At 56.3% G+C, this 23,771-nt stretch carries 21 protein-coding genes and 1 riboswitch; of the genes, 10 read left to right on the top strand and 11 right to left on the bottom strand.

The genetic code is table 11. The features are described 5' to 3' along the window. Positions 1 to 10 precede the first annotated feature (10 nt). Positions 11 to 1,513: an L-arabinose isomerase gene (gene araA, locus OSH03_RS13320; protein ID WP_266179408.1), complete on the bottom strand. Its 1,503-nt coding sequence runs from the start codon at positions 1,511 to 1,513 to the stop codon at positions 11 to 13. A gap of 10 nt (positions 1,514 to 1,523) precedes the next feature. Beyond that, entirely contained in the window at positions 1,524 to 3,233 is a 1,710-nt protein-coding gene (gene araB / locus OSH03_RS13315) for a ribulokinase (protein WP_266179278.1), read from the bottom strand. Between the two features lie 337 nt (positions 3,234 to 3,570). On the opposite strand from araB, the gene araC reads away from it, so the two are divergent. Together araC and OSH03_RS13305 are read left to right on the top strand one after the other, a co-directional pair. Then, positions 3,571 to 4,416, top strand: coding sequence for an arabinose operon transcriptional regulator AraC (gene araC, locus OSH03_RS13310; protein WP_061099250.1), 846 nt, complete (start codon positions 3,571 to 3,573; stop codon positions 4,414 to 4,416). A 128-nt stretch (positions 4,417 to 4,544) separates the two neighbouring features. Beyond that, positions 4,545 to 5,312, top strand: coding sequence for a DedA family protein (locus OSH03_RS13305; RefSeq protein ID WP_266179277.1), 768 nt, complete (start codon positions 4,545 to 4,547; stop codon positions 5,310 to 5,312). A 122-nt stretch (positions 5,313 to 5,434) separates the two neighbouring features. On the opposite strand, the gene thiQ is transcribed toward OSH03_RS13305, so the two are convergent. The 4 genes from thiQ to sgrR form a co-directional block, all read right to left on the bottom strand. Continuing rightward, entirely contained in the window at positions 5,435 to 6,136 is a 702-nt protein-coding gene (thiQ, locus tag OSH03_RS13300) for a thiamine ABC transporter ATP-binding protein ThiQ (protein ID WP_266179276.1), read from the bottom strand. After that, positions 6,120 to 7,730: a thiamine/thiamine pyrophosphate ABC transporter permease ThiP gene (gene thiP, locus OSH03_RS13295; RefSeq protein WP_266179275.1), complete on the bottom strand. Its 1,611-nt coding sequence runs from the start codon at positions 7,728 to 7,730 to the stop codon at positions 6,120 to 6,122. Before thiP ends, thiQ begins: the two co-directional genes overlap by 17 nt. Continuing rightward, positions 7,706 to 8,689 carry a thiamine ABC transporter substrate binding subunit gene (thiB, locus tag OSH03_RS13290; protein WP_266179274.1) on the bottom strand — a complete coding sequence of 328 codons (984 nt, stop codon included), beginning with the start codon at positions 8,687 to 8,689 and terminating at the stop codon, positions 7,706 to 7,708. Before thiB ends, thiP begins: the two co-directional genes overlap by 25 nt. Before the next feature lie 31 nt (positions 8,690 to 8,720). Beyond that, a riboswitch (TPP riboswitch) is annotated at positions 8,721 to 8,821 on the bottom strand. Positions 8,822 to 8,857: 36 nt separating this feature from the next. After that, positions 8,858 to 10,513: an HTH-type transcriptional regulator SgrR gene (gene sgrR / locus OSH03_RS13285; protein WP_266179273.1), complete on the bottom strand. Its 1,656-nt coding sequence runs from the start codon at positions 10,511 to 10,513 to the stop codon at positions 8,858 to 8,860. 88 nt (positions 10,514 to 10,601) lie between these two features. On the opposite strand from sgrR, the gene sgrT reads away from it, so the two are divergent. The 3 genes from sgrT (at position 10,602) to OSH03_RS13270 (ending at position 12,422) form a co-directional block, all read left to right on the top strand. Continuing rightward, positions 10,602 to 10,754, top strand: coding sequence for a glucose uptake inhibitor SgrT (sgrT, locus tag OSH03_RS13280; RefSeq protein ID WP_116342480.1), 153 nt, complete (start codon positions 10,602 to 10,604; stop codon positions 10,752 to 10,754). A 120-nt stretch (positions 10,755 to 10,874) separates the two neighbouring features. After that, positions 10,875 to 12,053 (top strand): sugar efflux transporter, encoded by a 1,179-nt coding sequence (locus OSH03_RS13275; protein ID WP_061099243.1) that lies wholly within the window; start codon positions 10,875 to 10,877, stop codon positions 12,051 to 12,053. 216 nt (positions 12,054 to 12,269) lie between these two features. Then, the gene (locus OSH03_RS13270) at positions 12,270 to 12,422 is read left to right on the top strand and encodes a Hok/Gef family protein (protein WP_042319272.1); all 153 of its coding nucleotides are present in this window, start codon (positions 12,270 to 12,272) and stop codon (positions 12,420 to 12,422) included. Positions 12,423 to 12,513: 91 nt separating this feature from the next. Here the strand turns inward: OSH03_RS13270 and leuD are convergent, their stop codons facing one another. From leuD to leuL, 5 genes are all read right to left on the bottom strand, one after another. After that, positions 12,514 to 13,119, bottom strand: a complete 606-nt coding sequence (leuD, locus tag OSH03_RS13265; protein ID WP_003856384.1) for a 3-isopropylmalate dehydratase small subunit — start codon at positions 13,117 to 13,119, stop codon at positions 12,514 to 12,516. 10 nt (positions 13,120 to 13,129) lie between these two features. Continuing rightward, a complete protein-coding gene (leuC, locus tag OSH03_RS13260; RefSeq protein ID WP_266179272.1) occupies positions 13,130 to 14,530 on the bottom strand; it encodes a 3-isopropylmalate dehydratase large subunit in 1,401 nt (466 codons plus the stop codon). Between the two features lie 2 nt (positions 14,531 to 14,532). Then, positions 14,533 to 15,624, bottom strand: a complete 1,092-nt coding sequence (gene leuB / locus OSH03_RS13255; protein ID WP_266179271.1) for a 3-isopropylmalate dehydrogenase — start codon at positions 15,622 to 15,624, stop codon at positions 14,533 to 14,535. After that, on the bottom strand, positions 15,624 to 17,195 hold the full coding sequence (gene leuA / locus OSH03_RS13250; RefSeq protein ID WP_266179270.1) for a 2-isopropylmalate synthase: 1,572 nt from the start codon (positions 17,193 to 17,195) through the stop codon (positions 15,624 to 15,626). Before leuA ends, leuB begins: the two co-directional genes overlap by 1 nt. A gap of 91 nt (positions 17,196 to 17,286) precedes the next feature. Next, positions 17,287 to 17,373, bottom strand: coding sequence for a leu operon leader peptide (gene leuL, locus OSH03_RS22200; protein ID WP_071786497.1), 87 nt, complete (start codon positions 17,371 to 17,373; stop codon positions 17,287 to 17,289). A gap of 609 nt (positions 17,374 to 17,982) precedes the next feature. On the opposite strand from leuL, the gene leuO reads away from it, so the two are divergent. The 5 genes from leuO (at position 17,983) to mraZ (ending at position 23,769) form a co-directional block, all read left to right on the top strand. Further along, on the top strand, positions 17,983 to 18,927 hold the full coding sequence (leuO, locus tag OSH03_RS13245) for a transcriptional regulator LeuO (protein WP_061099238.1): 945 nt from the start codon (positions 17,983 to 17,985) through the stop codon (positions 18,925 to 18,927). Between the two features lie 380 nt (positions 18,928 to 19,307). Further along, positions 19,308 to 21,032: an acetolactate synthase 3 large subunit gene (gene ilvI / locus OSH03_RS13240; protein ID WP_253540694.1), complete on the top strand. Its 1,725-nt coding sequence runs from the start codon at positions 19,308 to 19,310 to the stop codon at positions 21,030 to 21,032. Between the two features lies 1 nt (position 21,033). Then, positions 21,034 to 21,525 (top strand): acetolactate synthase small subunit, encoded by a 492-nt coding sequence (gene ilvN, locus OSH03_RS13235; RefSeq protein ID WP_266179269.1) that lies wholly within the window; start codon positions 21,034 to 21,036, stop codon positions 21,523 to 21,525. A gap of 179 nt (positions 21,526 to 21,704) precedes the next feature. After that, the gene (gene cra, locus OSH03_RS13230; protein WP_014168621.1) at positions 21,705 to 22,712 is read left to right on the top strand and encodes a catabolite repressor/activator; all 1,008 of its coding nucleotides are present in this window, start codon (positions 21,705 to 21,707) and stop codon (positions 22,710 to 22,712) included. A 598-nt stretch (positions 22,713 to 23,310) separates the two neighbouring features. Continuing rightward, positions 23,311 to 23,769, top strand: a complete 459-nt coding sequence (gene mraZ, locus OSH03_RS13225) for a division/cell wall cluster transcriptional repressor MraZ (protein WP_014882537.1) — start codon at positions 23,311 to 23,313, stop codon at positions 23,767 to 23,769. Positions 23,770 to 23,771 lie beyond the last annotated feature (2 nt).

Raw genomic sequence — 23,771 nt, 5'->3', positions numbered from 1 at the left:
CATTTCGTACTTAGCGTTTTGAACCGTAATAAACTTCGTTCCAGCGCAGCACGTCTTTGAAGGCAGGCAGGCGGGTGTCGTTATCAATCACGGTCAGTTCGATATCGTGCAGCTCGGCGAACTGACGCATGTCGTTAAGGTCCAGCGCGTGGCTGAAGACGGTATGGTGCGCACCGCCGGCCAGGATCCACGCCTCTGACGCGGTTGGCAGGTCCGGCTGCGCTTTCCACAGGGCGTTGGCGACCGGCAGTTTCGGCAGAGAATGCGGGGTTTCAACCGCATCGACGCAGTTCACCAGCAGGCGGAAACGATCGCCGAGATCGATCAGGCTGGCGTTGATGGCCGGGCCGGTACGGGTGTTGAAGATCAGACGAGCCGGATCCGCTTTGCCGCCGATGCCGAGGTACTGCACGTCGAGGATCGGTTTCTCTTCCACCGCAATCGAAGGGCACACTTCCAGCATGTGCGAGCCGAGCACCAGGTCGTTGCCGTTCTCGAAGTGGTAGGTATAGTCCTCCATAAAGGAGGTGCCGCCCTGCAGACCGGTCGACATCACCTTCATGATGCGAAGCAGAGCGGCAGTTTTCCAGTCGCCTTCGCCCGCAAAGCCGTAGCCCTGCTGCATAAGACGTTGTACCGCCAGGCCCGGCAGCTGTTTCAGGCCGTGGAGGTCTTCAAAAGTGGTAGTAAAAGCGTGGAAGCCGCCCTGTTCCAGGAAGCGCTTCATGCCCAGCTCGATGCGCGCCGCATCCAGCACGTTCTGGCGCTTGTCGCCGTTGATTTGTGCCGCAGGGGTCAGGCGGTAACTGCTTTCGTACTCGTCCACCAGCGCGCTCACGTCGCTGTCGCTGATTTCATTTACCACCTGCACCAGGTCGCCCACCGCCCAGGTATTCACGGAGAAGCCGAACTTGATCTGCGCCGCGACTTTATCACCGTCGGTGACCGCCACTTCACGCATGTTGTCGCCAAAACGCACCACTTTCAGGTGACGGGTGTCCTGCTTAGAGACCGCCTGACGCATCCAGGAGCCGATGCGCTGTTGCGCTTTGCCGTCCTGCCAGTGGCCGGTGACCACCGCGTGCTGCTGGCGCATGCGCGCGCCGATGAAGCCGAACTCGCGGCCGCCGTGCGCGGTCTGGTTCAGGTTCATGAAGTCCATATCGATGCTGTCCCACGGCAGGGAAGCGTTGAACTGGGTATGGAACTGCAGCAGCGGTTTGTTGAGGATAGACAGGCCGTTGATCCACATTTTGGCCGGTGAGAAGGTGTGCAGCCACACCACCAGGCCAGCGCATTTATCGTCGTAGTTGGCGTCACGGCAGATATTGGTGATTTCGTCCGGCGTGGTGCCCAACGGTTTCAGCACCAGCCTGCACGGCAGTTTGGCTTCCGCGTTCAGCGCGTTAACCACGTGCTCCGCGTGTTTCGTTACCTGCTGCAGCGCTTCCGGTCCGTACAGATGCTGGCTGCCAATCACAAACCACACTTCATAGTTATTAAAAATGGTCATCATCGTGTCCTTAATGGGTCAGGGTTGCCGTAGTGTCCGCGGTGCTTTTGGCCGGGGCGGCGACAGGGAGATAGTGAAGCTCGGCGCTTTTTGCCCATTGCTGGTAGCGCTGATAAAGCTGTTCAAAGCGTTGTGCCTGCCGTGCACGCGGCTGGAGCGTGTTTTCGACGGCGCTCGCCATATGCCGCTGTGCGGTCGGGATATCGGCATGAACGCCTGCGGCTACGGCAGCGAAAATCGCCGCGCCCAGCGCGCAGCACTGATCGGAGGCCACAATCTGCAGCGGACGGTTCAGCACGTCGCAGCAGGCCTGCATGATCACCGGGTTTTTACGGGCGATACCGCCCAGCGCCATCACGTTATTCACGTCGATACCCTGTTCGGTGAAGCACTCCATAATGGCGCGCGCGCCGAAGGCGGTGGCGGCAATCAGACCGCCGAACAGCGCCGGGGCGTCGGTCGCCAGGTTGAGATCGGTAATCACCCCTTTCAGGCGCTGGTTGGCAAACGGCGTGCGGCGACCGTTAAACCAGTCCAGCACCACCGGCAGATGATCGAGAGTCGGGTTTTTTGCCCAGGCTTCGGTGAGCTGCGGCAGAAGCTGCTTTTTGCTGTCGGCAATCTGGGTTTTCAGTTCAGGATGCGCCGCCGCCAGCTGGTCCAGCGGCCAGCCCAGCACGCGGCCAAACCAGGCGTAGATATCGCCAAACGCGGACTGACCGGCTTCAAGGCCGATAAAGTCCGGCACCACGCTGCCGTCAACCTGGCCGCAGATGCCTTTCACCGCGCGGTCGCCGACGCTGGCTTTATCCGCCGTCAGGATGTCGCAGGTGGAGGTGCCGATAACTTTGACCAGCGTGTTGGGCTGTGCGCCCGCGCCCACGGCGCCCATATGGCAGTCAAACGCGCCGCCGGAGATAGCCACGTTCTGCGACAGGCCGAGGCGTTTTGCCCACTCTTCACAGAGCGTGCCGACCGGAATATCGGCGGTGAAGGTGTCGGTAAACAGCGGATATGTCAGGTTCTTGTTGATGATCGGGTCGAGCTCGTCGAAGAACGCAGCCGGAGGCAGGCCGCCCCAGCTTTCATGCCACAAGGATTTATGCCCGGCGCTGCAGCGTCCGCGGCGGATGTCCTGCGGGCGGGTGGTGCCGGAGAGCAGGGCGGGCACCCAGTCGCACAGCTCAATCCAGGATGCCGCCGCCTGCGCAACGGTTGCGTCGGCACGGGTGACGTGGAGGATCTTGGCCCAGAACCACTCGCTGGAGTAGATCCCGCCGATGTAGCGCGAGTAGTCGGTTTTGCCCGGCTGGTGGCATAAACGGGTAATGGCTTCGGCCTCTTCCACGGCGGTATGGTCTTTCCACAGCACGAACATGGCGTTCGGGTTGTCGGCAAACTCCGGGCGCAGCGCCAGCACGCGGCCTTCGGCGTCCACCGGGGCAGGCGTTGAGCCGGTGCTGTCGACGCCAATGCCCACGACATCGGCCCGCTGTGCGTCCGTCAGTTCGGCCAGTACGGTTTTAATTGCCGCTTCCATCGACTCGATGTAGTCGCGCGGGTGGTGGCGGAACTGGTTGTTCGGCGCATCGCAGTAGCGCCCCTCTTGCCAGCGCGGGTACCACTCAACGCTGGTTGCTATCTCCTGGCCGGACGTACAGTCCACTGCCAGCGCGCGAACCGAGTCGCTGCCAAAATCGAGGCCAATTGCAATTGCCATGGTGTTGCTCCATCCAAAAAACAGGTATGGAAGAACATTAGAGACTGGGGGCGAAAATCGTCAGGCAGGATCCGCTAATCTTATGGACTAAATTGCTGTTACGACGGAAAGTGTGACGCCGTGCAAATATTCAATGTGGACATTTCTGCCGCACTTATAGACACTTTTGTTACTGCTTATCTGCCCGTACTGGCGGAGAAATCAGGGGGAAAGGCTGAAACATGGCGGACGTAAAAGAGGCGTGATGCTTTTGGGATCTTTTCGCGGGCCATTTTTAACCTGCTTTTAGTGATATGGACAATTGGTTTCCTTCAGGACCCTTGGGAGAACTGAATCTATGGCCGAACCGCAAAACGATCCCCTGCTGCCGGGATACTCGTTTAACGCGCATCTTGTGGCGGGACTGACCCCTATCGAGGCTGAGGGATATCTCGATTTTTACGTCGACCGACCGCTCGGGATGAAAGGATATATCCTGAACCTGACCGTGCGCGGGGAAGGGGTGATCAAAAACGGCGATCGGCAGTTTATCTGCCGCCCCGGCGATATGCTGCTGTTCCCGCCAGGGGAAATCCACCACTACGGGCGTCACCCGGACGCCAAAGAGTGGTATCACCAGTGGGTCTATTTCCGTCCGCGCGCCTACTGGCAGGAGTGGCTGTCGTGGCCGGCCATTTTCGCGCAAACCGGTTTTTATCGTCCGGATGAAGTGCATCTGGCACAGTTTCGTGAGCTGTTCGCGCAGATTATTGAGGCGGGGCAGGCCGGGGGACGCTACGCTGAACTGCTGGCGATCAACCTGCTTGAGCAGGTGCTGCTGCGCCGCATGGAGGCCATCAACGAATCCCTTAACCCGCCGCTGGACAACCGCGTCCGCGACGCCTGCCAGTACATTAGCGACCATCTGGCCGACAGCCAGTTTGATATCGCCAGCGTCGCCCAGCACGTCTGCCTGTCGCCGTCACGGCTCTCGCATCTGTTCCGCCAGCAGTTGGGTGTCAGCGTGCTGAGCTGGCGTGAGGATCAGCGCATCAGCCAGGCGAAGCTGTTGCTCAGCACCACCCGGATGCCTATCGCGACCGTCGGACGCAACGTGGGCTTTGAAGATCAGCTCTATTTCTCTCGCGTGTTTAAGAAGTGCACCGGCGCCAGCCCCAGTGAATTCCGCGCGGGATGTGAATAATCGGTAAAAAAAGCTAAACATACAGGTGAATGCAGAAAGCAACCTGTAAACTATTCAGACAATTGTTGCCTTGACGCAGTGCAGGGCGCTAAGCAGAATCGCTGATTCGTTTTCTGACCGGAATAGTTATGCAGGCATTGCTGGAACACTTTATTACCCAGTCCGTTATGTACTCGCTCATCGCCGTGGCGCTGGTGGCGTTTCTGGAATCGCTGGCGCTTGTTGGGTTGATCCTGCCCGGCACCGTGATGATGGCGGGGCTCGGTGCGCTTATCGGCAGCGGCGAGGTCAATTTCTGGCAGGCGTGGCTGGCCGGGATTATCGGTTGCCTGATGGGGGACTGGATCTCCTTCTGGCTGGGCTGGCGCTTTAAGAAGCCGCTGCACCGCTGGTCGTTTATGAAAAAGAACAAAGCCCTGCTGGATAAAACCGAACATGCCCTTCACCAGCACAGCATGTTCACCATTCTGGTAGGCCGCTTTGTCGGGCCGACGCGCCCGCTGGTGCCGATGGTGGCGGGGATGCTGGATCTGCCTGTCGCAAAATTCGTGGTGCCGAACATTATCGGCTGCGTATTCTGGCCGCCGTTTTACTTCCTGCCGGGGATCCTGGCCGGTGCGGCCATTGATATCCCTGACGGCATGCAAAGCGGTGAGTTTAAGTGGCTGCTGCTTGGCACGGCGGTGATGCTGTGGCTGGCTGCATGGCTCTGCTGGCGGCTATGGCGCAGCGCGAAAGCCAGCGTCGATCGCCTGACGCGCTATCTCCCGCGCGCGCGCCTGCTCTGGCTGGCCCCGCTGACGCTGGGCCTTGCGGTGGTGGCGCTGGTGGCGCTGATTCGCCACCCGCTGATGCCGGTGTACGGTGAGATCCTGTTGAAGGTGGTGAGCCGTTAAGGCCTTTTCCCTCTCCCACGGGAGAGGGCATCAGACCGCACAAGGTAAAAGCAAAACGGCAACTGGTTGCCGTTTTTGGTGTTTGTACCCTCTCCCCGTGGGAGAGGGCCAGGGTGAGGGCATCAGACCGCACGAATGCCTAACAATGAAGACGCCCCCGCTTTACCACTCAGAAGCTCTTCCGTTTCCCCATCCCACAAAATACGCCCCTCCGCGATCACCACCGATCGCGGCGCAATCCTTGCGGCATCTTCAATGCTGTGCGACACCATTAGCATCGCGATCTGCTCGCGCTGGCAAACCTCCTCCACCAGCGAGAGCATCTCCTGGCGCAGGGCCGGGTCGAGTGCCGAGAAGGGTTCATCGAGCAGCAGCAGCGGCTGCTCCCGCACCAGACAGCGCGCCAGCGCCACGCGCTGTCGCTGGCCGCCGGAAAGCTCGCCGGGCAGTCTGTCGATGAAGGCGGAAAGCCCCATTTGTTCGGCGATTGCCGCCAGCTTCTGCCGCTGCGCAGCATTGAGTTTTAACCCCGGATCCATCCCCAGCGCGATGTTCTGCCACACCGTAAGATGATTAAACAAATTGTTTTCCTGAAACAGCATTGATACCGGACGTTTAGCCGGAGGGGCGAGGGTGAAATCACGATTATCGATGGCTATCGACCCGCTGGCCGGCTGCAAAAAACCGGCAATTAAATTGAGCAAGGTGCTTTTGCCGGCGCCGCTTGGGCCAAGCACCGCGATCCGCTCGCCCCGCTGAACGGTAAGGGTGAAGCGCATTGGCAGGTGCTCGTAAAGCCAGGTTACATCAGTCAGTTTTAACATCGCGCCCCGGGAGTTTTTCGATAATGGTAAATAAGGCAAAGCACAGCACCAGCAGCAATAGCGCCGTGACCGCGCCATCCTGGCTGCGATAGGAGCCAATTTGCTGGTAAAGCCAGAACGGCAGCGTGCGGAAATCTTCGTTGCCAAACAGGGCTACCACGCCAAAATCGCCAATCGACAGCACGCAGGCGAAGGCCAGCGCCTGGGCGAGCGGCCGCTTCAGGGCGCGCAGCTCTACCACTTTCAGCCGCCGCCAGCCCGTAATGCCAAGGGACTGACACAGGATGCTGTACCGGCTGTTCACATCCCGCATCGGGTTTTCCAGCACCTTAAGCGCATACGGGATGGCCATTAAGGCGTTGGTAAATATAACGATGCCGTCGGCCCTTTCCGGCAGGCCGATGGTGCTGTTAAACAGCAAAAAGAAACCGGTCGCCAGCACAATACCCGGCATCGCCAGAATCAGCATGCCCGTCAGCTCCAGCGCTTGTCCGGCTTTACGAGCATGACGCGCGTAGAGCTCGCGGCTGCTCCACAACAGCATCATGGTCAGGATCACACAGACCAGCCCGGCTGCCAGCGCGATGTGTAGCGAGGTCCACGTCGCTTGCCACAGGACGGGCTGTTGCAGGACGGACATAAGATTAAGGTTTAAACCATCAACGATGACGGCCAGCAGCGGCGGCAGCAGTAGCAGCAGCGCCAGCGCGATCAGTATAAAATCCGAGATGCGGCTGTGCAGGCTGTCCTGCGGATCGCGCCAGCCGGTGATTTGATTACTGCCAGCGGGAATGGCTTTGCTCAGACGCTGGCTCAACAGCACCAGCGCCAGGCAGCACGCCATCTGCACCATCGCCAGCAGCGCGGCGCGGCCCGGATCGTAGTCGTAGCTTAAGGCCTGATAGATCGCCAGCTCAATGGTGGTAGCCTGCGGTCCGCCGCCGAGCGAAAGCACGGTGGCAAAGCTGGCGAAGCAGAGCATAAAGATCAGCGCGGCAACAGGGGCAATCTGGCGTCGCAGCCACGGCCATTCGACAAAGCGGAAGAACGACCAGCCGCGCATGCCGAGCTGGGCGGCAATCTGGCGCTGCTCGCCGGGTATGTTCTCCAGCGCCTGCAAAAAGAGGCGCGTCGCCATCGGCATATTGAAGAAAATGTGTGCCAGCAGAATGCCCTTCAGCCCGTAGGGAGAGAAGGTCCACTCCAGCCCCAAAGATGCGAAGAGCGAGGCCAGCCAGCCCTGACGACCGTAGACGCTCAGGATGCCAAAAACGGCCACCAGAACCGGCAGGATCAGCGTCATAGCGCACAGGCGAAGCAGAGCCTGCCTGCCGGGAAAACGCCGTCGGTATAGCGCCCGCGCGAGGAAAATGGCCGGGATCGCAGACAGCAGCGCAGAAAGAAACGCCTGCCAGAAGGAGAACAGGATAACGTGCCAGAGATAGCTGTCGTGCCAGAGCGCGAGCAGGTCGCTCTCTGGCGCGTTAAACCACAGTGCAAGAAATGCCCCCAGGCTGACCACCACCATCAGCATGGCGGCGAGCAGGCCGGGGATTAACCAGCCGGGAATTAACGGCTGACGGCGCGTTGCCATTCACTTACCCATGCTGCACGCTGCGCGGCGACCTGCTGCGGCGTAAATTCCAGCGAGGTTGTTGGCTTGGTCAACAGCTCGAAGCCTGCCGGTAGCGCAACGTTGGTGACCGGATACATCCAGTTGCCCGCTGGAATGGCGTTCTGGAACGCCGGTGAAACCATAAATTTCAGGAACTTCTCCGCCAGTTCAGGCTGTTTGCTGGCGGCGGTGCGGGCCGCCACTTCCACCTGCAGATAGTGCCCTTCAGCAAAATTCGCGGCGGCGTAGTTGTCTTTCTTCTCGGCGATAATGTGGTAGGCCGGAGAGGTGGTGTAGCTCAGCACCAGGTCGCTTTCCCCTTTCAGGAACAGGCCGTAGGCTTCGCTCCAGCCTTTGGTGACGGTGACGGTTTTAGCGGCTAGCTTCTGCCACGCTTCCGGCGCGTTATCCCCATAGACTTTCTGCATCCACAGCAGCAGGCCCAGGCCCGGCGTGCTGGTGCGCGGATCTTCGTAAATCACGCGCCACTTCTGGTCGCTTTCCACCAGCTCTTTCAGGCTTTTCGGCGGGTTTTTCAGCTTATTTTTGTCGTAAACAAAAGCAAAGTAGCCGTAGTCGAACGGCACGAAGGTGTCATTTTTCCAGCCGCCCGGCACGTTGACGGCATCTGCCGCCACGCCGCTTTTGGCAAACAGTTTGGTTTGCGTCGCGGCTTCCAGCAGGTTGTTATCCAGCCCAAGCACCACGTCGGCCTTGCTGTTTTTCCCTTCCATGCGCAGACGGTTGAGGAGCGATACGCCATCTTCCAGCGCCACGAACTTCAGTTCGCAGTCGCAGTCGGCTTCAAAGGCTTTTTTCATCACCGGGCCAGGGCCCCAGTCGGCGGAGAAGGAGTCGTAGGTGTAGACCGTCAGGACGGGTTTCGCGAAAGCAGGCAGCGCAAACAGCGCCAGCAGGGGAAGAACGTTTTTTAACACTTTGCACCTCAGGGTTGAGTGGCAAAGGATTTTGAGCGACAGCCTCAAATCCCTTCGCCGGCGTTATCCGGATCAGGTTCGACGGGTATTATCTCAGCGCACATCTGTGATGCAGCACCCCGTTGAGAACGGCGCTATTGTAATGATTTGGTGAATATTACGAAAGCGTTATGGCTCCGGCGGCGCAAACCAGGCGGATTTAAAATCAAACCAGCCCAGGGTGTTCATCCGCAGGCCGCGCATGCTGCGCTGTCCCTGGATCAGCAGCCAGTGGTGGATCAACGGTACGATCGTCTGTCCGGCCAGGAGCTCCTGGCACCACGCGGCCAGATCCATTTCGCCTGCCCGCCACTTCGCGGCGTCCTGCTGCCAGTCCCGCTTGATACAGTGCTGAATGAGGGGCACTTCGTACAGGTGAGAAAAGAGCGAGAAATCCAGCGGCAGCGTAAAGTTGGCGCTGTTGAGCCAGATATCGCTGACGACATCCCCGCGGTGCCATTCATCGTAATCGACTTCCTGAATCGCCAGCGTCACGCCTTCGGCCGCCAGCAGCTTGCTCATGATCTTCGCGATAAAACGGTGCTCAATGTGATCGCGATAGTAGCTGAGGGTAATGGTCTCCAGCCCGGCGGGTTTTTCACTGCGCACCGGCTGAGCATGGTGCCAGCGCGGAAGCAGGCCATATGCCGGGAACCACCAGGTCTGGTATTGATCCTCGGCGTGATAAATCAGGTTCGCCGGGGCCAGAACATGGCTGATCCACCTGCGGACGTCGTGGTTTGCTCCGCGGTGGCTGCGGCTGTCAAAGAGCAGGTAGTAACAGCCCTCCTCCAGGCGACTTTCGAACGCCTTTTCGCTTGTTGTGGGCCCCTCCAGCGTCAGGCCGGCGCTCAGCTCTTCGTTGAGATCCGGTAACACCCAGACGTTCACTTCGTCGATCAGCGCCCGATAGCCAAAGTAGTCATCAAAGGCGCGGATCTTGAGCTGATTGTTGTTATTGCGCGACACGGCGTAGGGGCCCGTGCCAATCGGCAGGCTGGCAAAATTGTTCAGCGATCGCCATTCGCCGGGCAGGATCATTGAGGGCACATAGCCCAGCAGCCACGGCAGCCATTTGTCCGGCTGAGACAGTTCAATGTCCAGCGTCCAGGCCGTGGGGGAGTGGAGCCGCGAGACGTGCGAATAGAGCGGAAGCGTGCGGGCGCGCTCCAGAGAGGCGATGACGTCACTCATCTCCAGCTCGCGGCCATGGTGGAAGTGAATGCCCGGGCGTAAAAAGAAACGCCAGTGCAGGGGGGAAAGCTGCTGCCAGTGGTGCGCGATATCCGCTTCCAGTTCCCCATTTTCCTCATTTATTTTCGTCAGACCGCTGAATATCTGCCGGGCCATGTGGGTTTCAGAACGTCGCAATGCCGTGCCGGGCAACAGGTTTTTCATCGGCCGATAGTAGAGCACCCGCAGAATGTGGCGGCCCTGACGAAAGCTGCGCCCCAGATGCGAGACCAGCATCTGGCGCACGGCGGCCTTGTCGCCCACCAGCTGCACCAGCTGATCGATGCGGTCCTGCTCCAGCAGATCCTCCGCCCGCTGCTGCTGTAGCGCCAGACCGGTATAGAGGAAGGTCAAGCGTGAGCGCTTGCCGCGTCCGGCCTCGGCCTCCCAGCTTAGCCAGCCTTGCTGCTGCATGGTGTTGAGTAACGTGCGCATATGGCGGCGAGAGCAGTTGAGGAGTTCTGCCAGCTCGTTAAGCGTGGTCTCCTGCGATTGACCCTCGCAGCACTGCCACAGGCGGATGAATTGTTGTTGCAGTCGACCGGATGGCATAAAAGAGGAACACCTGACAAAAAATCAGCAATTTATTAATCCCTATATTAAGCCAATAATTCTTCCCGATGAAGTGAGGAGGTAAATTATGAAGAGGTCTACCGCACGTCAGTTTTATCAGCAGTACTTTTCAGCGACAAAAGGATCGTCCTGGCTGGCCCGCCAGTGTGCAGAGCAACGGCTGAAAATATTGGAAGAACTGATGCAGTGGGACGTTACGAAACCGACCTCTTCCCGCTAACTCGCCTCGATCATGTGTGACTGAGTATTGGTGTTTATCACCCGCCAGCAAAATGTTTTTGCTGGCTTTTTTCGTTTATTCTTTCACCCAATTTCGATTCGCTTTCACAAGGACTTGCGCATGCTGTGGTTGATGACGATGGGGCGCCGCCTGAATGGCGTATATGCCGCTTTTATGCTGGTGGCCTTTATGATGGGCGTGGCGGGGGCCCTACAGGCGCCGACGCTGAGCCTGTTTCTCAGCCGCGAGGTGGGGGCGCAGCCGTTTTGGGTTGGCCTGTTTTATACCGTCAACGCGATTGCCGGGATCCTCGTAAGTCTGGGGCTGGCGAAACGATCGGACAACCAGGGCGATCGCCGCAGGCTGATCCTCTTTTGCTGCGCGATGGCCGTGGGCAACGCGCTGCTTTTTGCCTTCAATCGTCATTACCTGACGCTTATCACCTGCGGCGTGCTGTTGGCCTCTCTGGCGAACACTGCCATGCCGCAGCTGTTCGCGCTGGCCCGTGAATACGCCGACAGCTCGGCGCGAGAGGTGGTGATGTTCAGCTCGGTGATGCGCGCGCAGCTCTCGCTGGCGTGGGTCATCGGCCCGCCCCTGGCGTTCATGCTGGCGCTGAACTACGGCTTTACGGTCATGTTTTCTATCGCGGCAGGCATTTTTATTATCAGCCTGGCGCTGATTGCCTTTGCGCTGCCGTCTGTCGCCCGGGTTGAGCAGACGACGGATAAGCCCATCACGCAGGTGAGCGGCTGGCAGGATAAAAACGTGCGGATGCTGTTTATCGCCTCCACGCTGATGTGGACCTGCAACACCATGTACATCATTGATATGCCGCTGTGGATCAGCAGCGATCTGGGCCTGCCGGACAAGCTTGCAGGGATCTTAATGGGGACCGCTGCCGGGCTGGAAATTCCGGCAATGATTCTGGCGGGATACTACGTTAAGCGCTTCGGAAAGCGTCGGATGATGATCGTTGCCGTGGCGGCCGGGGTGCTGTTCTACGCGGGGCTGCTCCTTTTCCATTCGCGTGAAGCGTTGCTGGTGCTGCAGCTGTTTAATGCCGTGTTTATTGGGATCGTTGCCGGGATCGGCATGCTCTGGTTCCAGGATCTCATGCCCGGCCGCGCCGGCTCCGCGACTACGCTGTTCACCAACAGCATTTCGACGGGCGTTATTCTGGCGGGGGTGATTCAGGGCGCGCTGGCGCAAAGCTATGGCCATGCCTCGGTTTACTGGATGATTGCGGCGATTTCGGTGGTGACGCTTGGGCTGACCTGCCGGGTCAAGGATGTTTGATTCTGGAAGGCGGCTTCACGAAATGAAACGATTTTCTGACAGGAGCAGAGAAGGCGCATAAAGTGCGTGGCGGGTGCTTGAGGCTGTTTGCCTCAGGCTTTCGCAAGAGGCAAACAGTGGAGAGTCCCACATCAAAAAACTGATGGGGAGACCAACTTCACAACCCACATTGCGAGGTTAGTCTCTTCATTGCCGAAAAGCAATAAGGAGGCTGGAATGCCAAAACGTGCTCTGCTGTTAGGTTTGTTTCTGATCTGTACGACGCTATTGATCTTCACCTGGATGGTGCGTGATTCGCTGTGTGAGTTGCACTTCAGACAGGAGAAAACAGAGCTGGCGGCAGTGTTGGCTTACGAAGCAAAACGTTAGCGGTATTGGCGGGGAGATTTCCCCGCCTCTCCAGAGTGGTTGAGCCTCAACGCACCCTTATCAATGGCCCGCATCCTGCGGGCCATTGCCTTTAGCCCATAAACGCAGGCTGTTTTTTCTCGTACGCTGAGATGGCGTCCTCGTGCTGGAGCGTCAGGCCAATGCTGTCCAGACCGTTCAGCATGCAGTGGCGACGGAAGGCATCAATGCTGAAGCTGTAGGTCTTATCCCCGGCTTTCACCACTTCCGCTTCCAGATCCACCTCAAACGATATGCCCGGATTTGCCTGCACCAGCGCAAACAGCTCATCGACCTGCTCGTCGCTCAGCGTCACCGGCAGCAGCTGGTTGTTGAAGCTGTTGCCGTAGAAGATATCCGCGAAGCTCGGGGCGATAACTACCTTAAAGCCGTAGTCGGTCAGCGCCCAGGGCGCATGCTCACGCGAGGAGCCACAGCCGAAGTTTTCCCGCGCCAGAAGAATTGATGCACCTTTGTATTCCGGGAAGTTCAGGACGAACTCCGGGTTTGGCACTTCGCCTTTGTCGTCCAGAAAACGCCAGTCGTTGAACAGGTGTGCGCCAAAACCGGTGCGGGTCACTTTCTGCAAAAACTGCTTAGGAATGATCGCGTCCGTATCGACGTTAGCGGCGTCCAGCGGGACAACACGGCCCGTATGTTGGGTAAATTTCTCTGCCATGATTGTCTCCTTATTTCAGGCTGCGAATATCGGCGAAATGACCGGTTACTGCCGCAGCGGCGGCCATTGCCGGGCTGACCAGGTGGGTGCGTCCACCCCGGCCCTGACGGCCTTCAAAGTTACGGTTGCTGGTGGAGGCGCAGCGCTCGCCCGGATTCAGGCGGTCGTTGTTCATCGCCAGACACATTGAGCAGCCCGGCAGACGCCATTCGAAGCCTGCTTCGATAAAGATCTTATCCAGTCCTTCCGCTTCCGCCTGGGCTTTCACCGGACCGGAGCCTGGAACCACCAGCGCCTGTACGCCCGGCGCCACTTTGCGGCCTTTCGCAATCTCTGCCGCCGCGCGTAAATCTTCGATGCGGGAGTTTGTGCAGGAACCGATAAAGACTTTATCAATGGCGACGTCGGTCAAAGGTACGCCTGGCTTCAGCCCCATGTAGGCCAGCGCTTTTTCCGCGCTGGCACGCTCGACCGGATCGGCGAAGGACGCCGGGTCCGGGATGCTGTCGTTGACGGAAATCACCTGGCCCGGATTGGTACCCCAGGTGACTTGCGGCGCAATCTCTTCCGCCTGCAGCGTGACAACGGTATCGAAGGTCGCTCCGTCGTCGGTCTTCAGGGTTTTCCAGTACGCGACCGCGTCGTCAAAATCCTGACCTTTCGGCGCGTGCAGACGGCCTTTCACATAGTTGAAGGTAGTTTCGTCCGGTGCGACCAGGCCTGCTTTAGCGCCCATCTCAATAGCCATATTGCACAGGGTCATACGACCTTCCATGCTCAGCGCCTGAATGGCTTCACCGCAGAATTCCACCACGTGACCGGTACCGCCTGCGCTGCCGGTTTTGCCGATGATGGCGAGAACGATGTCCTTCGCGGTAATACCCGACGCGGCTTTACCCTTCACTTCAATTTTCATGGTTTTGGCGCGGCCCTGTTTCAGGGTCTGCGTCGCCAGAACGTGCTCAACTTCCGAGGTGCCGATGCCGAACGCCAGCGCGCCAAATGCGCCGTGGGTCGCGGTATGGGAGTCACCGCAGACGATGGTCATACCCGGCAGGGTAATACCCTGCTCAGGCCCCATCACGTGGACAATGCCCTGATACGGATGGTTCAGGTCGTACAGCTCAACGCCAAACTCGTTGCAGTTCTTAATCAGCTCCTGCATCTGGATACGCGCCATTTCACCGGACGCATTGATGTCTTTGGTTTCGGTCGAGACGTTGTGATCCATGGTCGCGAAGGTTTTACCCGGCTGGCGCACCGGGCGCTTGTGCGCGCGCAGGCCGTCGAAGGCCTGCGGAGAGGTCACTTCGTGCACCAGGTGGCGGTCAATGTACAGCAGCGGGGTTTCGTTTGGCGCCTCGTAGACAACGTGGGCGTCAAATAACTTTTCATATAAGGTCCTGGCCATGATTACACCCCTTCAGCGACATAGCGGGCAATGATGTCGCCCATTTCATCAGTACTAACTGCTGCCGTACCGCGCGCTAAGTCACCGGTACGGACGCCTTCTTCTAACGCCCGGTTAATGGCGTTTTCAATTGCGGTTGCTGCGTCGCCTGCATCGAGGCTGTAGCGCAGCAGCAGAGCCAGAGAGAGGATCTGCGCAATCGGGTTCGCAATGTTTTTACCGGCGATATCCGGCGCGGAGCCGCCCGCCGGCTCGTACAGGCCAAAGCCTTCTTCGTTCAGGCTGGCGGATGGCAGCATGCCCATAGAGCCGGTAATCATCGCGCACTCGTCAGACAAAATATCGCCGAACAGGTTGGAGCAGAGCAGCACGTCAAACTGGGACGGATCCTTAATCAGCTGCATCGTTGCGTTGTCGATGTACATGTGCGACAGCTCAACGTCCGGGTACTGCTTAGCGACTTCACTGACGATCTCGCGCCACAAAATGGACGACTGCAGCACGTTCGCCTTATCAATAGAGGTCACCTTATGGCGGCGCTTGCGCGCAGACTCAAAGGCGATATGGGCGATACGTTCAATTTCGAAACGGTGATACACCTCGGTATCAAACGCTTTCTCATGCTGGCCGTTGCCTTCGCGACCCTTTGGCTGACCAAAATAGATGCCGCCCGTCAGCTCACGCACGCAGAGAATGTCGAATCCGTTGGCCGCGATATCCGCGCGCAGCGGGCAAAACTCTTCCAGCCCCTGATACAGCTTCGCCGGACGCAGGTTGCTGAACAGCTTAAAATGTTTACGCAGCGGCAGGAGCGCGCCGCGCTCTGGCTGCTCTGCCGGCGGCAGATGTTCCCATTTCGGGCCACCGACGGAGCCAAACAGCACGGCATCGGCATTTTCGCAGCCTTCAACGGTGGCTTTCGGCAATGGCGTTCCGTGGTTATCAATCGCAATACCGCCCACGTCGTAGTGGCTGGTGGTAATCTTCATCGCAAAACGCGAGCGAACGGCTTCCAGTACTTTCAGCGCCTGTGCCATCACTTCCGGGCCAATACCGTCACCCGGCAACACAGCAATATGGTAATTCTTCGACATTACACGGTTTCCTTGTTGTTCTCTTTATTCTGAGCTTTGCGTTGCAACTCTTTTTCGACTTCAGCGGCGCGCCAGATGTTGTTCAGGACATGCACCATCGCTTTCGCGGAGGATTCGACAATATCCGTCGCCAGGCCCACGCCGTGGAAGCGGCGGCCGTTATAGTTGACGACGATATCCACCTGACCCAGCGCGTCTTTACCGTGGCCTTTCGCCGTCAGGTCATACTTCACCAGCTCAACGTCGTACTCGGTGACGCGGTTGATCGCCTGATAGATAGCATCGACGGGGCCGTTGCCGTTTGCCGCTTCCGCTTTAATTTCCTCACCGCAGGCCAGCTTAACCGAGGCGGTGGCGATGTCGCTGGAGCCGGACTGCACGTTGAAGTAGTCCAGACGGAAGTGCTCTGGCTCTTCCTGCTGCTTGTTGATGAAGGCCAGCGCTTCCAGGTCGTAATCGAACACTTGCCCTTTTTTGTCGGCCAGCTTCAGGAACGCGTCGTACAGCTGATCCATGTTGTAATCGCTGTCCTGATAGCCCATCTCTTCCATCCGGTGTTTCACCGCCGCGCGACCGGAACGGGAGGTCAGGTTCAGCTGCACCTGGTTCAGGCCTATGGATTCCGGAGTCATGATTTCGTAGTTTTCACGGTTTTTCAGCACGCCGTCCTGGTGAATGCCGGAGGAGTGGGCGAAGGCGCCGGTGCCGACAATCGCCTTGTTGGCCGGAATCGGCATGTTGCAAATCTGGCTGACGGTCTGGCTGGTGCGCCAGATTTCATTGTGATTGATGCGGGTGTGCACGTTCATGATGTCTTTGCGTACTTTGATCGCCATGATCACTTCTTCCAGGGAACAGTTACCCGCGCGTTCGCCGATACCGTTCATCGCGCCTTCTACCTGACGTGCACCTGCGTGGACGGCCGCGATGGCGTTGCCCACGGCCAGACCCAAATCATCATGGGTGTGAACGGAGATAATCGCTTTATCAATATTGGGTACGCGGTCATACAGGCCGGTAATGATGTTGGAGAACTCAAACGGCATGGTGTAGCCGACGGTATCCGGGATGTTGATGGTTTTCGCGCCCGCGTTGATGGCGGCTTCTACTACGCGCGCCAGGTCTTCAATCGGCGTACGGCCCGCATCTTCACAGGAGAATTCAACGTCATCGGTGTAATTGCGTGCGCGCTTAACCATGTACACCGCGCGTTCAATGACCTCATCCAGCGTGCTGCGCAGCTTGGTTGCGATGTGCATGGGTGAGGTTGCAATAAAGGTATGAATACGAAAGGCTTCGGCCACTTTCAGCGACTCAGCAGCAACGTCGATGTCTTTTTCTACGCAGCGTGCCAGACCGCACACGCGGCTGTTTTTAATGGTGCGGGCGATAGTCTGTACGGATTCAAAATCACCCGGAGATGAGACCGGGAAACCGACCTCCATCACGTCGACGCCCATACGTTCGAGAGCCAGCGCAATCTGCAGTTTCTCTTTTACACTCAGGCTTGCCTGTAATGCCTGTTCACCGTCACGTAAAGTAGTATCGAAAATAATGACTTGCTGGCTCATGGGTTAGGTCCTTGTCAGTCTTAGGGCGCCTTGCTACGAGCATAAAAAAACCCGCGCAGTGGCGCGGGTTTTTAGTCTTACTGGTGACGATTCAACGCTGAATTTCGCCCGCCAGTCTACCGCGCACAGTGGATGCGTTTAGTAGTAGTAGACCGGTGAAACGAATGGTGCGTGTCATGAATCGTGCTCCGTTAAATTCAATATGCTTTTAGTGGTACTGGATACGGCTGTTCATGTCAACCCCTGATGGCAAAAACGGCCCCAGAAGGCGTAACAGACAGGATGTGTTGTTTAGCTTATTGTGCTGGATTTTAGATTTTTGACTTAACTAATTGTCTATTTTTGGACTTAAAAAACATTTGCACAAACGAATAAACATAACGGATATTTTTCAGGCAATTATGTCGTCACGAATACTTTCCCTTTAAACTGTTTTAATATCATTAGCTTATCATTTTGAAGAGACCTTTTTCTCTATTCAAGAATAATCATCGATAACAGGTTATTAACTTAATTCTGCTCAAAATTGATAACAGTTTAATTATACTTAAGTCATCCTTAACTGGATGGTTGTTGTATATTGATTTGGTTTATGGTTTCATTCTATCACTAAAGTTAAACATATCCTTTGTGTCCATTTTTTATTTTAGCATTATTGTGTGATCTTTATATATTCCGATTTTTAAACAATTTTCTTTCGCTGGTCCTATTTGCATGGTAAATCATATTTTCCGAAATTATTACAGTGCGTTGGCGAAGGGAGTGTAGCGTGACAGTGGAGTCAGAAGTGCCAGAAAATAATATTAAACAACCACAAGTTACTGATGGGATTAAACCGCAGTTGCGCACGGTGGATCTTAATCTACTGACGGTGTTTGATGCTGTCATGCAGGAGCAGAATATCACCCGGGCGGCACAAACGTTGGGAATGTCACAACCCGCGGTAAGCAACGCGGTTGCCAGGCTTAAAGTGATGTTCAACGATGAGTTATTCGTTCGTTATGGCAGAGGGATCCAGCCTACAGCACGGGCTTTCCAGCTTTTCGGCTCCATCCGCCAGGCGCTGCAGCTGGTGCAAAATGAGCTCCCGGGCTCAGGCTTTGAACCCTTAAGCAGTGAGCGAGTATTCCATCTCTGCGTCTGTAGTCCATTAGATAATTATCTGACATCAATTATTTATAATAAAGTTGAAGAGATCGCACCTAATATTAATCTCGTCTTTAAATCGTCCTTAAATCAAAACACCGAACACCAGTTACGTTACCAGGAAACCGAATTCGTCCTGGGGTATGAAGAGTTCCGCCGTCCTGAATTTTCCTGTGTACCGCTGTTTAAAGATGAAATGGTGCTGGTTGCAAGCAAAAAACATCCGCGACTGAATGCGCCGTTACGTGAAAATGACGTTTATAGCGAACAGCATGCCGTTGTTGCGCTCGACAGATATGCCTCCTTTAGCCTGCCCTGGTACGACACTGCGGAGAAACAGGCGAGCGTGGCTTATCAGGGGATGGCCATGGTCAGCGTATTAAACGTCGTTTCCCAGACGCAGCTGGTGGCAATTGCGCCACGCTGGCTGGCAGAAGAGTTCTCTGGCGCGTTAAATCTGCAAATTTTGCCTCTGCCGCTCAAGCTAAATAGCCGCACCTGCTATCTCTCCTGGCATGAGGCCGCTGGACGGGATAAAGGACATCAGTGGATGGAAGAGCTACTTATTAGCATCTGCCGTCGATAATCGAATCAGGATAAATTGCATCTTTGCATGTGATTTGTCCTGGTTTTGTTTCTTTTATTAATATTTTGTTCTGCTGCGTATTTTGTCTGGCGGTTGCCAGGCGTGTAAAAATAGATGATTTTCTACATCGCCGCGCTTTTCAGCGATGATTTATCATCTCATCCTCTAATTTCAGATGAATTAACCATATCCTCTGACAATGCCTGTTTTTTCTGCTTTCACGGCCTCTTCTCTCTCCTGGTTTGCGAATTGCCTGCCTCATAACGAGCGGTTAAGGTAAGTATCACTCTGCAAAATAGAAGACGGGTTCATCCCGATCGCAAGACGGTGCGGAAATGAATTCTGCGGTCCGTCTATAACAAAATGCCTGGAGGCAAAGCATGGAGATGTTGTCTGGCGCGGAAATGGTCGTCCGGTCGCTGATCGATCAGGGCGTAAAGCAAGTGTTCGGCTATCCTGGCGGTGCGGTTCTTGATATTTATGATGCGCTGCATACGGTAGGAGGCATTGACCATGTGCTGGTACGCCATGAGCAGGCGGCGGTACATATGGCAGATGGCCTGGCGCGTGCGACGGGTGAAGTGGGCGTGGTCCTGGTCACGTCGGGGCCTGGTGCGACAAACGCCATTACCGGCATTGCGACCGCGTACATGGACTCTATTCCGCTGGTGATCCTTTCCGGACAGGTCGCGACATCCCTGATTGGTTATGATGCGTTCCAGGAGTGCGACATGGTCGGGATTTCGCGTCCCGTTGTGAAGCACAGCTTCCTGGTCAAGCAAACCGAAGACATTCCTGGCGTGCTGAAGAAAGCGTTCTGGCTGGCGGCAAGCGGGCGCCCGGGGCCGGTGGTGGTCGATCTCCCTAAAGATATCCTGAACCCGGCAAACAAGCTGCCTTATGTCTGGCCGGAATCGGTGAGCATGCGCTCTTACAACCCAACAACGCAGGGCCACAAAGGTCAGATCAAACGCGCGCTGCAGACGCTGCTGGCTGCTAAAAAGCCGGTGGTCTATGTCGGTGGCGGAGCAGTCAATTCAGCGTGTGAGGCACAGCTTCGTGAACTGGTTGAAAAGCTCAATCTTCCTGTTGCGTCATCGCTGATGGGACTCGGAGCGTTTCCCGCCACCCACCGTCAGGCGCTCGGCATGTTGGGTATGCACGGTACCTATGAAGCCAACATGACGATGCATCATTCTGACGTCATCTTTGCCGTCGGCGTGCGTTTTGACGATCGTACGACCAACAATCTGGCGAAGTACTGCCCGAATGCCACCGTGCTGCACATTGATATTGATCCAACCTCGATTTCAAAAACGGTGTCTGCCGATGTACCTATCGTCGGTGACGCTCGTCAGGTCCTTGAACAAATGCTGGATCTGCTGGCCCTGGAGAACGCAGCGCAACCGCTGGATGAGATCCGCGACTGGTGGCAGCAAATTGAGCAGTGGCGCGCGCGGCAGTGTCTGAAATATGACGCCCAAAGCGAGCATATTAAGCCGCAGGCGGTCATCGAAGCGGTGTGGCGGCTGACGAAAGGCGACGCGTATGTGACCTCTGACGTGGGCCAGCATCAAATGTTTGCCGCTCTCTATTACCCGTTTGATAAACCGCGTCACTGGATCAACTCGGGGGGATTAGGCACGATGGGCTTTGGCCTGCCTGCCGCGCTGGGCGTGAAGCTGGCGCTGCCAAATGAAACCGTCGTCTGCGTGACCGGAGACGGCAGTATTCAGATGAACATTCAGGAACTCTCCACCGCGCTGCAGTATGAGCTGCCGGTACTGGTGCTCAACCTCAATAACGGCTATCTCGGTATGGTGAAGCAGTGGCAGGATATGATCTACTCGGGCCGCCACTCTCAGTCATACATGAAATCGCTGCCGGATTTTGTTCGTCTTGCTGAAGCTTACGGTCATGTGGGGATGCGGGTGACCGATCCGGCTGAACTGGAAACGAAGCTTGCAGAAGCGCTTGAGCACGTTAAAAACAACCGCCTCGTCTTTATGGATGTCATCGTTGATGGAACCGAGCACGTTTATCCGATGCATATTCGCGGCGGCGGTATGGACGAGATGTGGTTAAGCAAAACGGAGAGAACCTGATATGCGCCGGATATTATCGGTATTACTGGAAAACGAGTCTGGCGCACTGTCGCGCGTCATTGGGCTTTTTGCGCAGCGCGGCTATAACATTGAAAGCCTGACCGTTGCGCCAACGGACGATCCGACGCTGTCGCGTATGACGATTCAGACCGTTGGCGACGCCAAGGTAATTGAGCAGATCGAGAAACAGCTGCATAAGCTGGTCGATGTGCTGCGCGTGAGCGAGCTGGGGCAGGGCGCTTACGTTGAGCGTGAGGTCATGCTGGTAAAAATTCAGGCCAGCGGTTACGGGCGCGAAGAGGTCAAACGCAATGCGGACATTTTCCGCGGGCAGATCATTGACGTCACGCCTTCTCTTTATACAGTTCAGCTGGTCGGAACCAGTGACAAGCTGGACGCTTTTCTGGCATCCGTGCGGGATGTAGCAAAAATTGTTGAGGTGGCGAGATCGGGGATCGTTGGTCTGTCACGCGGCGATAAAATCATGCGGTAGTTGTTAAAAAGGTTCGCCTCTTTCAGCCCGGTCACCAAAGCCGGGCTTTTTTTTGCGTAATCAGCCGACAACGCAGATAAAAGCGGTTGCCGCGAAGGCTTTTCTGCGTTTAGATGTTAAAAGATTTAACCATAACCTTGACAGGGCCATGGACTCTTTTCTTTTTTTAAGGGGCAATTGTGAAACTGGATGAAATCGCCCGGCTAGCCGGCGTGTCACGAACAACGGCCAGCTATGTGATTAACGGCAAAGCAAAGCAGTACCGCGTCAGCGATAAGACCGTTGAAAAAGTTATGGCGGTGGTTCGTGAGCATAATTACCATCCGAATGCTGTCGCCGCCGGCCTGCGTGCCGGGCGCACCCGCTCTATTGGTCTGGTGATCCCGGATCTGGAAAACACCAGCTATACCCGTATCGCCAACTATCTTGAACGTCAGGCTCGCCAGCGCGGTTACCAGCTGCTGATTGCCTGTTCTGAAGACCAGCCCGATAACGAGATGCGCTGCATTGAACACCTGCTCCAGCGGCAGGTCGATGCCATCATCGTCTCGACCTCCTTACCGCCGGAGCATCCGTTCTACCAGCGCTGGGCGAACGATCCTTTCCCTATCGTTGCGCTGGACCGCGCGCTCGATCGTGAGCATTTCACAAGCGTAGTGGGTGCCGATCAGGATGACGCGGAAATGCTGGCCGCTGAGCTGAGAACTTTCCCCGCTGAAACGGTGCTGTATCTTGGCGCGCTGCCCGAGCTTTCCGTGAGCTTCCTGCGTGAGCAAGGGTTCAGAACCGCCTGGAAAGACGATCCGCGTGAAGTCCACTATCTCTATGCCAACAGCTACGAACGCGAAGCCGCTGCGCAGCTGTTCGAAAAATGGCTGGAGACGCACCCGATGCCCCAGGCGCTGTTCACCACGTCGTTTGCTCTTCTGCAGGGGGTGATGGATGTCACCTTACGTCGTGAAGGTAAGCTTCCCTCCGACCTGGCGATTGCCACGTTCGGGGATAATGAGCTTCTCGATTTCCTTCAGTGCCCGGTGCTGGCGGTGGCCCAGCGTCACCGCGATGTAGCTGAGCGCGTCCTGGAGATTGTTCTGGCGAGCCTGGATGAGCCGCGGAAACCGAAGCCGGGTCTGACGCGTATCAAACGTAATCTCTATCATCGCGGAATTTTGAGCCGCCATAAATGAAATGACGGGGCGGTGAAAACCGCCCCTTTTTACTGAAATAATTCGCCGAGTTAATTCCCTCAATGAAATTAGGATAATTCTTGAGAGATCGTAATCTACTATTTTTCTTAATTCATTTTGCCGTTTTAAATGGTCCTTAAAGAATCACGAAGCCATTTTAAAAGCCTCTCTTTGTATTATTTTGTTACAAACCCTCTTCGGTCGATGAATATTCAGACGTTTTTCCTTCACCCCGACTGGCCAGCAACGCAACCGCCGCTCCCACCGACCGCTTGAGTGAATCTGGCGCTGTTATCCCCTGACAATCTGTCATAAAATGCTGCCCGCGTCGCAAACTGACACTTTATATTTATCTGCGATGATATTGAGTGAGCCTTAACGCTAGTGTGCATATTCGGTTTTTTTCTTACAAATATTCATAACGTTAATTTTGCCTCGCCAGTTGTGCAGTTATTAACCAGGACTGTTTATCTCTGTAAATAGAGGGCTTTCGGGTCCTTACAGGGAGAGTCCTGGCTTGACAAGCTTTTCCCTCGCTCCGTAAACTCCTTTAGGTGGGAATTTGTGGGTTAAAGTGGTGAGGAGGGGTGAGACTGGCATGTTCCGTGGAGCTACGTTAGTCAATCTTGACAGCAAAGGGCGTTTATCGGTCCCAACCCGATACCGCGACCAGCTGATTGAGAATGCTTCGGGTCAAATGGTTTGTACCATTGACATCAACTCCCCCTGCCTGCTGCTTTACCCCTTACCTGAATGGGAAATTATTGAGCAAAAGCTGTCGCGACTGTCGAGCATGAACCCGCAAGAGCGCCGCGTGCAGCGGCTGTTATTGGGACATGCCAGTGAGTGTCAGATGGATAGCGCCGGGCGATTACTGATTGCGCCCGTGCTGCGGCAACATGCCGGTCTGACCAAAGAAGTGATGCTGGTCGGGCAGTTCAACAAGTTTGAACTGTGGGACGAAACGACCTGGTATCAACAGGTCAAGGAAGATATCGACGCTGAGCAGTCTGATTCCGCAACTTTATCGGAACGGCTGCAGGACTTGTCTCTATAAAT

Source organism: Enterobacter nematophilus (assembly GCF_026344075.1).
GTDB lineage: Bacteria > Pseudomonadota > Gammaproteobacteria > Enterobacterales > Enterobacteriaceae > Enterobacter > Enterobacter nematophilus.
Note: the sequence above shows the minus strand (reverse complement) of the source record. Positions and strands in the feature narration are given on the sequence as shown.

Bases quoted from the DNA above. Each gene is read 5' to 3' on its own strand.
- sgrR (WP_266179273.1), bottom strand. From the start codon at position 10,513: ATGCCATCCGGTCGACTGCAACAACAATTCATCCGCCTGTGGCAGTGC.
- OSH03_RS13275 (WP_061099243.1), top strand. From the start codon at position 10,875: ATGCTGTGGTTGATGACGATGGGGCGCCGCCTGAATGGCGTATATGCC.
- araA (WP_266179408.1), bottom strand. From the start codon at position 1,513: ATGACCATTTTTAATAACTATGAAGTGTGGTTTGTGATTGGCAGCCAG.
- OSH03_RS13270 (WP_042319272.1), top strand. From the start codon at position 12,270: ATGCCAAAACGTGCTCTGCTGTTAGGTTTGTTTCTGATCTGTACGACG.
- ilvI (WP_253540694.1), top strand. From the start codon at position 19,308: ATGGAGATGTTGTCTGGCGCGGAAATGGTCGTCCGGTCGCTGATCGAT.
- sgrT (WP_116342480.1), top strand. From the start codon at position 10,602: ATGAAGAGGTCTACCGCACGTCAGTTTTATCAGCAGTACTTTTCAGCG.
- araB (WP_266179278.1), bottom strand. From the start codon at position 3,233: ATGGCAATTGCAATTGGCCTCGATTTTGGCAGCGACTCGGTTCGCGCG.
- thiQ (WP_266179276.1), bottom strand. From the start codon at position 6,136: ATGTTAAAACTGACTGATGTAACCTGGCTTTACGAGCACCTGCCAATG.
- OSH03_RS13305 (WP_266179277.1), top strand. From the start codon at position 4,545: ATGCAGGCATTGCTGGAACACTTTATTACCCAGTCCGTTATGTACTCG.
- mraZ (WP_014882537.1), top strand. From the start codon at position 23,311: ATGTTCCGTGGAGCTACGTTAGTCAATCTTGACAGCAAAGGGCGTTTA.
- araC (WP_061099250.1), top strand. From the start codon at position 3,571: ATGGCCGAACCGCAAAACGATCCCCTGCTGCCGGGATACTCGTTTAAC.
- leuC (WP_266179272.1), bottom strand. From the start codon at position 14,530: ATGGCCAGGACCTTATATGAAAAGTTATTTGACGCCCACGTTGTCTAC.
- ilvN (WP_266179269.1), top strand. From the start codon at position 21,034: ATGCGCCGGATATTATCGGTATTACTGGAAAACGAGTCTGGCGCACTG.
- thiP (WP_266179275.1), bottom strand. From the start codon at position 7,730: ATGGCAACGCGCCGTCAGCCGTTAATTCCCGGCTGGTTAATCCCCGGC.
- leuD (WP_003856384.1), bottom strand. From the start codon at position 13,119: ATGGCAGAGAAATTTACCCAACATACGGGCCGTGTTGTCCCGCTGGAC.
- leuB (WP_266179271.1), bottom strand. From the start codon at position 15,624: ATGTCGAAGAATTACCATATTGCTGTGTTGCCGGGTGACGGTATTGGC.
- leuL (WP_071786497.1), bottom strand. From the start codon at position 17,373: ATGACACGCACCATTCGTTTCACCGGTCTACTACTACTAAACGCATCC.
- leuA (WP_266179270.1), bottom strand. From the start codon at position 17,195: ATGAGCCAGCAAGTCATTATTTTCGATACTACTTTACGTGACGGTGAA.